This is a genomic window from Pseudomonas sp. S36, from assembly GCF_016647875.1.
Lineage (GTDB): Bacteria > Pseudomonadota > Gammaproteobacteria > Pseudomonadales > Pseudomonadaceae > Aquipseudomonas > Aquipseudomonas parafulva.
Map to the genome: position 1 here is coordinate 1 of NZ_JACVVG010000009.1, position 12,512 is coordinate 12,512.

Annotated in this window: 13 protein-coding genes; 8 read left to right on the forward strand and 5 right to left on the reverse strand. The window is 63.4% G+C overall.

Going from position 1 to position 12,512, the window contains the following annotated elements; all coding sequences use genetic code 11:
• Nucleotides 1-215: 215 nt before the first annotated feature.
• The 3 genes from IAE36_RS07185 to dprA all read right to left on the reverse strand — a co-directional run bounded on the left by IAE36_RS07185 (nucleotide 216) and on the right by dprA (nucleotide 2,575).
• Nucleotides 216-521, reverse strand: coding sequence for a hypothetical protein (locus tag IAE36_RS07185; RefSeq protein WP_201211483.1), 306 nt, complete (start codon nucleotides 519-521; stop codon nucleotides 216-218).
• A gap of 356 nt (nucleotides 522-877) precedes the next feature.
• Nucleotides 878-1,435 (reverse strand): L-threonylcarbamoyladenylate synthase, encoded by a 558-nt coding sequence (locus IAE36_RS07190; protein ID WP_201211485.1) that lies wholly within the window; start codon nucleotides 1,433-1,435, stop codon nucleotides 878-880.
• A 42-nt stretch (nucleotides 1,436-1,477) separates the two neighbouring features.
• Nucleotides 1,478-2,575, reverse strand: a complete 1,098-nt coding sequence (gene dprA / locus IAE36_RS07195) for a DNA-processing protein DprA (protein ID WP_201211493.1) — start codon at nucleotides 2,573-2,575, stop codon at nucleotides 1,478-1,480.
• A 206-nt stretch (nucleotides 2,576-2,781) separates the two neighbouring features.
• On the opposite strand from dprA, the gene def reads away from it, so the two are divergent.
• The 5 genes from def to IAE36_RS07220 are packed head-to-tail and all read left to right on the forward strand — an operon-like array spanning nucleotide 2,782 to nucleotide 7,310.
• The gene (gene def, locus IAE36_RS07200) at nucleotides 2,782-3,288 is read left to right on the forward strand and encodes a peptide deformylase (protein ID WP_028633176.1); all 507 of its coding nucleotides are present in this window, start codon (nucleotides 2,782-2,784) and stop codon (nucleotides 3,286-3,288) included.
• 59 nt (nucleotides 3,289-3,347) lie between these two features.
• Nucleotides 3,348-4,280, forward strand: coding sequence for a methionyl-tRNA formyltransferase (fmt, locus tag IAE36_RS07205; RefSeq protein ID WP_028633177.1), 933 nt, complete (start codon nucleotides 3,348-3,350; stop codon nucleotides 4,278-4,280).
• Entirely contained in the window at nucleotides 4,277-5,587 is a 1,311-nt protein-coding gene (gene rsmB / locus IAE36_RS07210) for a 16S rRNA (cytosine(967)-C(5))-methyltransferase RsmB (RefSeq protein WP_201211495.1), read from the forward strand. The genes fmt and rsmB overlap by 4 nt, the downstream gene beginning before the upstream one ends.
• Before the next feature lie 23 nt (nucleotides 5,588-5,610).
• The gene (trkA, locus tag IAE36_RS07215) at nucleotides 5,611-6,984 is read left to right on the forward strand and encodes a Trk system potassium transporter TrkA (protein ID WP_060480975.1); all 1,374 of its coding nucleotides are present in this window, start codon (nucleotides 5,611-5,613) and stop codon (nucleotides 6,982-6,984) included.
• Between the two features lie 11 nt (nucleotides 6,985-6,995).
• Complete coding sequence (locus IAE36_RS07220; protein WP_201211497.1) at nucleotides 6,996-7,310, forward strand: tetratricopeptide repeat protein; 315 nt, start codon at nucleotides 6,996-6,998, stop codon at nucleotides 7,308-7,310.
• Nucleotides 7,311-7,415: 105 nt separating this feature from the next.
• Here IAE36_RS07220 and IAE36_RS07225 read toward each other — a convergent pair whose 3' ends face one another.
• Nucleotides 7,416-8,303 (reverse strand): lysophospholipid acyltransferase, encoded by an 888-nt coding sequence (locus tag IAE36_RS07225; protein ID WP_028633181.1) that lies wholly within the window; start codon nucleotides 8,301-8,303, stop codon nucleotides 7,416-7,418.
• Between the two features lie 41 nt (nucleotides 8,304-8,344).
• Nucleotides 8,345-8,896 (reverse strand): DNA-3-methyladenine glycosylase I, encoded by a 552-nt coding sequence (locus tag IAE36_RS07230; RefSeq protein ID WP_201211499.1) that lies wholly within the window; start codon nucleotides 8,894-8,896, stop codon nucleotides 8,345-8,347.
• 83 nt (nucleotides 8,897-8,979) lie between these two features.
• Between IAE36_RS07230 and glyQ the strand changes: the two genes are divergently transcribed.
• Genes glyQ through gmhB form a run of 3 tightly spaced genes read left to right on the forward strand, consistent with a single transcriptional unit; the run spans nucleotide 8,980 to nucleotide 12,509 of the window.
• Complete coding sequence (glyQ, locus tag IAE36_RS07235) at nucleotides 8,980-9,927, forward strand: glycine--tRNA ligase subunit alpha (protein ID WP_028633183.1); 948 nt, start codon at nucleotides 8,980-8,982, stop codon at nucleotides 9,925-9,927.
• Nucleotides 9,924-11,978: a glycine--tRNA ligase subunit beta gene (gene glyS / locus IAE36_RS07240; RefSeq protein WP_201162489.1), complete on the forward strand. Its 2,055-nt coding sequence runs from the start codon at nucleotides 9,924-9,926 to the stop codon at nucleotides 11,976-11,978. The genes glyQ and glyS overlap by 4 nt, the downstream gene beginning before the upstream one ends.
• A gap of 3 nt (nucleotides 11,979-11,981) precedes the next feature.
• Nucleotides 11,982-12,509, forward strand: coding sequence for a D-glycero-beta-D-manno-heptose 1,7-bisphosphate 7-phosphatase (gene gmhB / locus IAE36_RS07245; protein WP_028633185.1), 528 nt, complete (start codon nucleotides 11,982-11,984; stop codon nucleotides 12,507-12,509).
• The last annotated feature ends 3 nt before the right edge of the window (nucleotides 12,510-12,512 follow it).

Genomic DNA, 12,512 nt, shown 5'->3' on the forward strand with positions numbered 1-12,512 from the left:
CGCGGGCGGCGCTCGATCTCCCAGGCGCTGCACCTGGAAAGGCGAACACCTGCCAGCCCAATCGCATTCTGCCGGTGAAGGGTCCGGGGCAGAGATTGCATCAGGGCTGCCAGGTGCTCGCCACAACACGGTCTGCGCCTACGAGACCGAGCGCCGCGCGGGCGGCGCTCGGTCGCACAGGCGAAACCATCACCAAAGCGTGCACCTGTATGCCCTCACTCCCTCTCTCGTAAACCCGTCGGCGACTCGATGCCATCGAGGATCGCCTCGATCACACCTTCTGCCATTTCAATCGCATGCAGGTTCGCCCAGAACAGGCCTCGGCCCTCTTCGCGCAGATAATCCAAGGCTTTGTAGCCGGTTTCATAGGCGCCGCGCAGGTATAGGGCTACATGAACCAGGGCGTCTTCAGCAGAGATATTGGGGTTTACGGTGAAGAGGTGGTCATGGCCGGCGTCGCAGTGGCCAAATGCGTGGGTGGAGGTGCAGGGGAGGGGTGGATCGGGGACAATCTTCTTCATGGTTTGCTCCAGACGATGAAGCCGGCGCCAAGCCATTACCACATGGTTAAGGCGGCAGCTGTACGCGAGGTGGTAAACCGGGCTAGAGCGATCCCGGCAGGCATGACGCCTCCCGCGCACAGCTGCCATAGCTGTGACGCCCCAGGTACATCCGGGTTACCACACCCGATCGCCAAGTTATTCGGCGACGGCTGAAGCCTATGGGTGACGGTTCCCACTGAAAAGGTGATGGCAGGGGACGCGGGTCGTAGGGTATTTCCTAAATGGCTAGCCGGACAGCCATTTGGGTAAGAATCAGAAAACCCTGACGATCGATCTCACAGGCGAAAACACCATCAAACCGGGCACCTCCGGCATCACCCTGGCCGAACAACTTCCCCGGTCGCCAAGTTACGAATCACACTCGGGTTCTTCCGCCCCCCCAACGCACCACCCAGCACCAGGTCCAGCTGGCCGTGGAAATATTGCTCCACCCGCAACCGGGTTTTCGCGGCCGGGCGCCCGCCAGGGTTGCAGGAAGTGGAGATAAAAGGCCCGACCAACGCGCACAATTCACGCACTACCGGGTGGTCGCTGACCCGCAGGGCAACGGTGTCGTGCTGGCCCGTCACCCACTCGGGTAGCAGGTCCTGATGAGACACCAGCCAGGTGTTGGGCCCAGGCCAGGTACTGGCCATTCGGTCAATCCAGTCTTCAGGAAAGTCTTCGAACAGAAAATCGAACTGGCGGATGTTGTCGGCGATCAGGATCAGCCCTTTATCCACAGGCCGTGACTTGAGCGCCAGCAGGCGATACACCGCGTCCTCGTTCCACGGGTCGCAGCCCAGGCCCCAGACCGCCTCCGTCGGGTAGGCGATCACTGCGCCCGCCCGGATCTCACGTGCGGCTTGTTGCACACGAAAACTGCTCACCATTGATGTTTCTCCACCTAGGAACCTTGCTTGCGAGCAGTGTACTTAGCCCACGCGGGCAAACCAACGCCCTGCTTGATTGCTGACCCGCCCCTGCAGCTCCAGTTCGGTAAGCTGCGCCAGCACATCGGTCAGGGCCTGCTCGCTGCAGTGGGCCAGGCTTTCGGTGGTTTGCGGGGCGGCGTGCAGCAATGCCAGCAGCGGGTGGTCAAATGCGTCCGTCACTGCCGGTGGCAGGTTCTGCCAGCCTTTGAGGCTGTCCATGATCTGCTCCACGGTCTCCACCAACAGCGCGCCGTCGCGGATCAGCTGATGGCAGCCCTTGGCACCGGGGTGGTGAATCGACCCCGGTATGGCGTACACCTCCCGCCCCTGTTCCGCGGCAAGGCGAGCGGTGATCAGCGAGCCACTGGCCAGGCTGGCCTCCACCACCAGTACCCCCAACGACAAACCGCTGATGATGCGGTTGCGACGGGGAAAGTTGCTGGGCTGCGGCCCGGCGTCCAGGGGGTACTCAGAAACCAGTGCACTGCCGCCCTCAATCATCGCCTGTGCCAACTGTACGTGCCGCTGTGGATAAAGTTTTTGCAAGCCCGTGCCCAGTACCCCGATAGTGGCGCCCCCGGCCTGCAACGCAGCCCGATGAGCGGCACCGTCGATGCCAACGGCCAACCCGCTGGTAATCACAAAACCTGCCTGCGCCAGGTACCTGGAAAAGGCCCCCGCCGTATCCACAGCAGGTGGCGTGGCACGGCGGCTGCCCACAATCGCCAGCTGTGGGCGGCTGAGCAAACACGGGTTTCCCGCGACAAAAAGCAGCGGCGGGGCATCGTCGATTTCGGCCAACAGCGGCGGATAACCGTCGCCATCCCACATCAGCAAATGCTGCCCAGGCCGCTCCAGCCAGGCCATTGCGGCATGTGCGCCCTCGCGCACCTCGGCACTGCGCCTGGCGTCGATGCTGGCTTGCGGGATGCCCAGTGAGCGCCAGGCAGAGCCCGGCGCACTCAAGGCGCAGGAAGCACTGCCGAATGCGTCGAGCAGGGTTTTGAAGCGGCGCAGCCCTGTATCGGGCAAGCGATGCAGGCGCAACCGCGCCTCGAGCTCGGCGGGTGGGCAGAGCGGAGAATGGCAAACTGGCATAGGGATCGTCCTTGATCTGAATCAGGTTATCTACCCACCACAACCTGTGGATAACTCTGTGGGTAATACTTTGAAAAGCTGTCCATTGGCTGGGGGCTATCGAGCCAATAGTCACCCTAGTCGAGCTTGCCAGGTGCCGAAATCCGCGTTTCCCTTTATTATGTGTGCTCAGTTTTCAACCAAACGCACAGTGACTGCCTGACCTTATGGCCATTCTGAACATTCTCGAATTCCCGGACCCGCGCCTGCGCACCATCGCCAAACCGGTGACGGCGTTCGACGACGCCCTGCGCCAGCTGATCGATGACATGTTTGAAACCATGTACGAAGCCCCTGGCATCGGCCTGGCTGCCACCCAGGTCAACGTGCACCAGCAGGTGGTGGTGATGGACCTCAGCGAAGACCGCAGCGAACCGCGCGTCTTCATCAACCCTTCGGTCGAGGAACTGACCCACGACATGGGCCAGTACCAGGAAGGCTGCCTGTCGGTCCCTGGCTTCTACGAGAACGTCGACCGCCCGCTGCGGGTGCGCATCAAGGCGCAGGACCGGGACGGCAAACCGTTCGAGCTGGAGTGCGAAGGCCTGCTGGCGGTCTGCGTACAGCATGAATTCGATCACCTCAACGGCAAGCTGTTCGTCGACTACCTGTCGCAGCTCAAGCGCGACCGGATCAAGAAAAAGCTCGAAAAACAGCACCGACAGCAGGCCTGACCCCCACCTTGCAGAAGGCTTGCTCCGGCAAGCCTTTTTCTTTTTGAAGCGAGAACTCCATGCGCATCGTCTTTGCAGGCACTCCCGAGTTTGCTGCCGAACACCTCAAGGCCCTGCTCGACAGCCCGTACGAGATCGTGGCCGTCTACACCCAACCTGACCGCCCTGCAGGCCGTGGGCAGAAACTGATGCCCAGCGCGGTGAAGGCGCTGGCCGTGGCCCATGACATCCCGGTGTTCCAGCCGCCGACGCTGCGCAATGCCGAGGCCCAGGCCGAGTTGGCGGCACTGAAGCCCGACCTGATGGTAGTGGTTGCCTATGGCCTGATCCTGCCGCAGGCCGTGCTCGATATTCCGCGCCTGGGCTGCATCAACAGCCACGCCTCGCTGCTGCCACGCTGGCGCGGTGCAGCACCAATCCAGCGCGCCGTGGAAGCCGGCGATGCCGAAAGCGGCGTGACCGTGATGCGCATGGAGGCCGGCCTGGACACCGGGCCAATGCTGCTGAAGGTCGCCACCCCGATCAGCCCTGAAGACACCGGCGGCAGCTTGCATGACCGCCTGGCCGAGATGGGCCCGCCTGCCGTGATTCAGGCCATTGCCGGGCTGGCCGACGGTTCGCTGCAGGGTGAAGTGCAGAACGATGCACAGGCCACCTACGCGCACAAGCTGAACAAGGACGAAGCGCGTATCGACTGGCACCGCCCAGCCGTCGAGCTGGAGCGCCTGGTGCGCGCTTTCAACCCTTGGCCGGTGTGCCACAGCACCCTGGATGGTGAAAGCCTCAAGGTGCTGGCCGCCAATTTATCCACAGGCCAGGGCAACCCGGGCGAGATCCTGTCCGCCAGCAAGGATGGCCTCGTCGTTGCGTGCGGTGACCAGGCCCTGAGCCTGACCCGCGTGCAGCTGCCGGGTGGCAAGGCCTTGAACTTCAGCGACCTGTTCAACAGCCGCCGCGAGAAGTTCGCCGCCGGCAAGGTGCTGGGCCAATGAACCCTCGCCTCGCCGCCGCCCGTGCGCTGGCCGCTGTACTCAGCGGCAAGGCTTCGCTCAACAGCTCACTGCCGGCCCAGCTGGACAAGGTGGAAGAGCGCGACCGCGGGTTGACTCAGGACCTGGCATTCGGCACTGCACGCTGGCAGCCCAGGCTGGAACTGCTGGCCGCCCAGTTGCTGCAAAAGCCCTTCAAGGCCGCCGATGCCGATGTGCAGGCCCTGTTGCTGGTGGGCCTGTATCAGCTGTTCCATACCCGTATTCCCGCCCACGCAGCCATTGGCGAAACCGTTGGCTGCGCCGACAAGCTGAAAAAGCCTTGGGCCAAGGCACTGCTCAATGCCGTGCTGCGCCGGGCACAGCGCGAAGGTGACGCACTGCTGGCTGACATGCAGCGCGACCCGGTGGTACGTACCGCGCACCCGCGCTGGCTGCAAAAGGCCCTGAAGGCCTTCTGGCCTGAGCAATGGGAAGCCATCTGCGCCGCCAACAATGCCCACCCGCCGATGATCCTGCGGGCCAACCGCCGCCACCACAGCCGCGACGCGTACCTGGCATTGCTGGGTGAGGCTGGCATCAGCGCCAGCCCTTGCGTGTACAGCCGTGACGGTATCGTGCTGGCCGAAGCGTGCGACGTGCGCAGCCTGCCAGGCTTCGCCGAGGGCTGGGTGAGCGTACAGGACGAAGCCGCACAACTGGCCGCCGACCTGCTGGAACTGGCCCCTGGCCAGCGCGTGCTCGATGCCTGCTGCGCCCCGGGCGGCAAGACGTGCCACCTGCTGGAAGCCGAGGCCGGGCTGGGCCACGTGGTCGCCGTCGATCTGGAAGCCAAGCGCCTGACGCGCGTGCGCGAAAACCTCGAGCGCCTGCAACTTCAGGCCGAGCTGATCGCCTGCGATGCCCGCGACACGGCAAGCTGGTGGGACGGCAAGCCGTTCCAGCGCATCTTGCTGGATGCACCGTGCTCGGCCACCGGCGTGATCCGCCGCCACCCGGACATCAAGCTAACCCGCCAGGCGGATGACATTCCGGCACTGGCCGCCTTGCAAGGCGAGCTGCTCGACGCCTTGTGGCCCACCCTGGAAGTGGGGGGCATGCTGTTGTACGCCACCTGCTCCAGCTTGCCGACCGAGAACACCGAGGTAATCGACGCCTTCCTGGCGCGTACCCCGGGTGCCCGCGAGCTGGACCTGGCCACCGAAGCCGGCCTGCGCCAGCCCCACGGCCGCCAGTTGCTGGCCCAGGAAGGCGGCCACGATGGCTTCTACTATGCCAAGCTGATCAAGATCGCCGCCGCGCGCGGTTAAGCACAACGGGTAGGGAGTAGCGGATGAAGATCATCATCCTCGGCGCTGGCCAGGTAGGCGGTACCCTGGCCGAGCACCTGGCCAGCGAGGCCAACGACATCACCGTGGTGGACACCGACGGTGACCGCCTGCGCGACCTGGGCGACCGCCTGGACATCCGCACCGTACAGGGCCGCGGCTCGCTGCCCACGGTGCTGCGCCAGGCTGGCGCCGACGATGCCGACATGCTGGTGGCGGTCACCAACAGCGACGAAACCAACATGGTGGCGTGCCAGGTGGCCTACTCGCTGTTCCACACCCCCACCAAGATCGCCCGGGTGCGTGAAACGGCTTACCTCACCCGCGAAGAGTTGTTCGACAACGACCACATCCCCGTGGATGTGCTGATCAGCCCCGAACAGGTGGTTACCAACTACATCAAGCGCCTGATCGAGCACCCAGGCTCCCTGCAGGTGATCGACTTCGCCGAAGGCAAGGCGCAGTTGGTCGCAGTGAAGGCCTACTACGGCGGGCCGCTGGTAGGCCAGCAACTGCGCCAGATTCGCGCCCACATGCCCAGCGTTGACACCCGGGTGGCGGCCATCTTCCGCCGCGACCGCCCGATCACGCCGCGAGGCGATACGGTGATCGAGGCCGACGACGAGGTGTTCTTCATTGCCGCGAAAAAAGACATTCGCGCCGTGATGGGCGAGCTGCGACGTATCGATGAAACCAACAAGCGCGTGGTCATTGCGGGCGGCGGGCAGATTGGCGAGCGCCTGGCCGAGGCCATCGAAAGCCGTTACCAGGTGAAGATCATCGAGATGAACCCGGCCCGCTGCCGGTACCTGTCCGACAACCTGGAAAGCACCGTGGTGCTGCAGGGCAGCGCCTCTGACAAAGACCTGATGCTGGAAGAAAACATCGCCGATGCGGATATTTTCCTGGCCCTGACCAACGACGACGAAGCCAACATCATGTCGTCGCTGCTGGCCAAGCGCCTGGGCGCGCGCAAGGTGATGACCATCATCAACAACCCGGCCTACGTCGACCTGGTGCAGGGCGGTGAAATCGACATCGCCATCAGCCCGCAGCTGGCCACCATCGGCACCTTGCTGGCCCATGTGCGCCGGGGCGATATCGTCAGCGTGCACTCCCTGCGCCGTGGCGCTGCCGAGGCCATCGAGGCAGTGGCCCATGGTGATTCCAAGTCGAGCAAGGTGGTTGGCAAGGCCATCGAAGCCATCGACCTGCCGCCCGGTACCACCATTGGCGCCATCATCCGTGACGAAGGCGTGCTCATTGCCCATGACGCGACGGTGATCGAGTCCGGGGACCATGTGATCCTGTTCGTTGTGGATAAAAAGCATATTCGCGATGTGGAGAAGCTGTTCCACGTCGGCTTGAGTTTCTTCTAGGAGCAGGGCGCATGCGGGAGTCACTGGAAAAGATGCTGGCCAAGGGTGTGGATAACCCGCTGCTGAGGTTTGGCCTGGGCAAGACCTGGCTGGATGAAGGCAACGGTACAGAAGCGGCCATTCACCTGGCGCGGTGTGTGCAGCAGGACCCGAAGTATTCCGCAGCCTGGAAGCTGCTGGGCAAGGCGTACCAGCTGCAAGGCGACCTGCCGGCGGCGCGCAAGGCCTGGGAGGACGGGATGGTGGCGGCACAGGCCCATGGGGACAAGCAGGCCGAGAAAGAGATGACGGTGTTTCTGAAGAAACTCGATAAAGCAGCGGGTTAACGCGGCCCCAGTGGGAGCGGGTTCACCCGCGAATGCGTCGGTGAAGCCAACATTGCATTCGCGGGTAAACCCGCTCCCACTGGGTACCGGCTACAGCAGGCTGACTCAATACCAGCGCGGTTCGCCTTCCGGGCGCTTCTTGAAGCGCTTCATGCTCCACATGTACTGGCTGGGGTACTCGCGCACATAACGCTCCACCACCTTGCTCATCGCCGCCGCCGACACGTTCACATCGGTGCTGTACATGTCCTGCGGGGCTGCCTCCAGGAACACCTTGAAGCCCGAGCCGTCGGGCAAGCGCAGCGCATGCAGGAACACCCCCACCGCCTTGCCGCCGGCCAGCATGTTCGGCACAAACTTGCTGGTCAGCGCCTGGGTGCCGAGAAACGGCACGAACACGCCTGCCGATTCCGCAGGCTCTGGGTCGGCCGGGATACCCACCTGGCCGCCACGGCGCACTTCCTTGATCACGCTCAGGATGCCTTCCTTGGTCGACGGCGCCACGCGGTTGCCCATCTGCACCCGTTGCTCGCGCAGCAGGTCGTCCACCGCCTTGAGCTTGGGCGGGCGGTAGAAAATGATCGGTTTGCACTGGTTGCAATAGAAGTGGTTGAGCACCTCCCAGTTGCCCAGGTGGCTGGTGATGCCAACCACCCCTTTGCCCGAAGCCAGGGCCTGCTGCAGTACTTCCAGGCCATGCACTTCTTTCACCAGGTCCAGGGAGCGCTGCGGTGGCCAGATCCATGCACAGGCGCTTTCGACGAAGGACTTGCCGATGTCACGCAGTGCCTGGCCAACCAGTTGCTCACGGGCAACCGGGTCCATTTCCGGGAAGCATTTGGCCAGGTTGATGCGCACCACATTGCGCGACCCGTTGGGCACTTTCCACATCAACCAGCCGATACCAGCGCCCACGCGCTGCACGGCGCCCCAGGGTAGCTTGGCGAACAGGCGCAGCACCCCGACCATCAGGGCGCCCTTGAACTTTTCCACAGGCTAATTCCTTATTTCAGCAAGGCGGGCATTGTAACCCTTCAGCGGCACAAGGCGGGGTAGCGATCACAGTCGGTGGTGTGGTCCATGACCATGCCAGTGGCCTGCATGAAGGCGTAACAGATGGTGGGCCCGACAAACGTGAAGCCGGCTTTCTGCAGCGCCTTGCTCATGGCTTTGGCTTCCTCGGTCACGGCAGGTATGTCGCTGCGCCCGGTGAAATGGTTGATTTTCGGTTCACCGCCCACGAACGACCATAGCCATTGGGCGGGGTTATCCACAGCCAGCCAGGCCTGAGCGTTGCGCCGGGCGGCCTTGAGCTTGAGGCGGTTACGAATGATGCCGGCGTCCTGCATCAGTACGTCGATGCGGTCGTCGTCCATGGCCGCCAGTTTCACCGGGTCGAAGCCATACAGCACCTCGCGGTAACGCTCGCGCTTGCGCAGCACGGTGATCCACGAAAGGCCAGCCTGGAACCCTTCGAGCAAAAGCATCTCGAAGAGCAACGCCGGGTCACGCTGGGGTGTCCCCCATTCCTGGTCGTGGTAGGCCTGGTACAACGGGTCGTCGGTACACCAAAAGCAGCGTGGCATAAGGCTCCAATGAGTAGAGGGCGAGGCGAATCAGGTTATACTCCCGCTCTTTACATCCGCATCCCCAGATACAGGTGAATTTCGTGAGCCAGCCTACGCCAGCCGTGCGTACCTTCCAAGACCTGATCCTCGCCCTGCAGAACTACTGGGCCGAGCAAGGTTGTGTGGTGCTTCAGCCCTACGATATGGAAGTAGGCGCCGGCACTTTCCACACCGCCACGTTCCTGCGCGCCATCGGCCCAGAAACCTGGAACGCCGCCTACGTGCAGCCTAGCCGTCGCCCTGCCGACGGGCGGTATGGCGAGAACCCCAACCGCCTGCAGCACTACTACCAGTTCCAGGTAGTGCTCAAGCCCAACCCGGCCAACTTCCAGGAGCTGTACCTCGGCTCGCTGAAAGCCATCGGCCTGGACCCGCTGGTGCACGACATCCGCTTCGTCGAGGACAACTGGGAATCGCCAACCCTCGGCGCCTGGGGCCTGGGCTGGGAAATCTGGCTCAACGGCATGGAAGTCACCCAGTTCACCTACTTCCAGCAGGTAGGCGGCATCGAGTGCTACCCGGTTACCGGTGAAATCACCTACGGCCTCGAGCGCCTGGCCATGTACATCCAGGGTGTGGATTCGGTGTACGACCTGGTCTGGGCCGACGGCCCGTTCGGCAAGGTCAGCTACGGCGACGTGTTCCACCAGAACGAAGTTGAGCAGTCCACCTACAACTTCGAACACGCCAATGTGGAAAAACTGTTCGAGCTGTTCGATTTCTACGAAAGCGAAGCCAACCGCCTGATCAAGCTGGAGCTGCCGCTGCCGACCTACGAAATGGTGCTGAAGGCCTCTCACACCTTCAACCTGCTGGACGCCCGCCGCGCCATCTCGGTGACCGAGCGCCAGCGCTACATCCTGCGTGTGCGTACCCTGGCCCGGGACGTGGCGCAAAGCTATCTGCAAGCCCGCGCACGCCTGGGCTTCCCGATGGCCACCCCTGAACTGCGTGACGAAGTGTTGGCTAAGCTGGAGGCTGCACAATGAGTGCTCAAGATTTCCTGGTAGAACTGGGCACCGAAGAGCTGCCACCCAAGGCCCTCGCCAGCCTGGGCGAGGCGTTTCTGGCAGGCATCGAAAAGGGCCTGCAGGCCGCCGGCCTGAACTACACCGGCAAGTCCATGTACGCAGCGCCGCGTCGCCTGGCCGTGCTGATTCGCCAGCTGGACGTGCAGCAGCCTGACCGCAGCATCAACATCGACGGCCCGCCCCTGCAGGCAGCCTTCAATGCCGAAGGCGAACCAACCCAGGCCGCCCTGGGCTTTGCCAAGAAGTGCGGCGTGGAGCTGGCCGATATCGACCAGAGCGGCCCGAAGCTGCGCTTCTCCCAGCACATCCCGGGCAAGGCGACCGCAGGCCTGCTGCCGACCATCGTCGAAGATTCGCTCAACGACCTGCCCATTCCCAAGCGCATGCGCTGGGCGGCAAGCCGTGAAGAGTTCGTGCGCCCAACCCAGTGGCTGGTGATGCTGCTGGGCGATCAGGTGGTCGACTGCACCATCCTGTCGCAAAAAGCTGGCCGTGATTCCCGTGGCCACCGCTTCCATCACCCGGAAAACGTCGCCATCACTGCCCCGGCCAACTACGTCGAAGACCTGCGCAAGGCCCATGTGCTGGCAGACTTCGCCGAGCGTCGCGACCTGATCGCCAAGCGCACCGCCGAATTGGCCATGCAGCAGGAAGGCACTGCCATCGTGCCGCCAGCGCTGCTGGACGAAGTGACCGCGCTGGTCGAGTGGCCTGTGCCATTGGTGTGCTCGTTCGAGGAACGCTTCCTCGAAGTGCCACAGGAAGCACTGATTACCACCATGCAGGACAACCAGAAGTATTTCTGCCTGCTGGACAGCGAAGGCAAGCTGCTGCCGCGCTTTATCACCGTGGCCAACGTCGAGAGCCGTGACCCCAAGCAGATCGTGCAGGGTAACGAAAAAGTGGTCCGCCCACGCCTGACCGACGCTGAGTTCTTCTTCAAGCAGGACAAGAAGCAGCCGCTGGAAACCTTCAACGAACGCCTCAAGAACGTGGTATTCCAGGCCCAGCTGGGTACGGTCTACGACAAGGCCGAGCGCGTTTCCAAACTGGCAGCTTTCATTGCCCCGCTGATCGGTGGCGATGCCCAGCGCGCTGGCCGTGCCGGGCTGCTGTCCAAGTGCGACCTGGCCACCGAAATGGTCGGCGAGTTCCCCGAGATGCAGGGCGTTGCCGGCTACTACTACGCACTCAACGACGGTGAGCCACAAGACGTCGCCTTGGCCCTGAACGAGCAGTACATGCCCCGCGGCGCGGGTGCCGAGCTGCCGCAGACCCTCACCGGTGCTGCCGTGGCCATCGCCGACAAGCTCGACACGCTGGTGGGTATCTTCGGTATCGGCATGCTGCCCACCGGCAGCAAAGACCCGTACGCCCTGCGCCGTGCAGCGCTGGGTGTGCTGCGTATTCTGATCGAGAAACAGCTGGACCTGGACCTGACCGGTGCAGTGCAGTTCGCGGTCAAGCAGTACGGCGCCAAGGTCAAAACTGCCGGGCTGGCCGAACAGGTGCTGGAATTCATCTTCGACCGCCTGCGTGCGCGCTACGAAGATGAAGGCATCGATGTTGCCACTTACCTCTCGGTACGCGCCCTGCAGCCAGGTTCGGCCCTGGACTTCGACCAGCGCGTCCAAGCCGTGCAGGCGTTCCGCAAGTTGCCCGAAGCCGAAGCACTGGCTGCCGTCAACAAGCGTGTGTCGAACCTGCTGAGCAAGGCCGAAGGCGCCATCGCCGAACAGGTCGAGCCCAAGTACTTCGACAACGCCAACGAGTTCTCCCTGTACTCGGCCATCCAGCAGGCCGACCAGGCCGTGCAACCGATGGCTGCAGCGCGCCAGTACAGCGAGTCGCTGGCGCGCCTGGCGGCCCTGCGTGATCCGGTCGACGCCTTCTTCGAGGCGGTCATGGTGAATGCCGAAGATGCCAAAGTGCGTGCCAACCGATATGCCCTGCTCAGCCGCCTGCGCGGTCTGTTCCTGGGCGTGGCTGATATTTCGCTGCTGGGGTAAGCCGTGAAGCTGCTGATACTCGATCGTGACGGGGTGATCAACCATGACTCCGACGCCTACATCAAGACGCTGGACGAGTGGGTACCCATCCCAGGCTCGATCGAGGCGATCGCGCAGCTGAGCAAAGCGGGCTGGACGGTGGCCGTGGCCACCAACCAGTCCGGTATTGCCCGTGGCTATTACACCGTCGCCACCCTCGAGGCCATGCACGCGCGCCTGCGCGCGCTGGTGGCCGAGCAGGGTGGCGGGGTGGGCCACATCGTTTATTGCCCGCACGGGCCCGACGAGGGTTGCGACTGCCGCAAACCCAGGCCGGGCATGCTGCGGGCCATCGCCAGCCACTACAAGGCCGACCTTCAGGGCGTGTGGTTCGTTGGCGACAGCACCGGTGACCTTCAGGCCGCGCTGGCCGTGGGTGCCCAACCTGTGCTGGTGAAAACCGGCAAAGGTGAACGAACCCTGGCGAAGGGCGTTCCAGAATCCACCTTGATTTTCGACGACCTGGCGGCTATCGCCAGAGAACTAATCTAAACA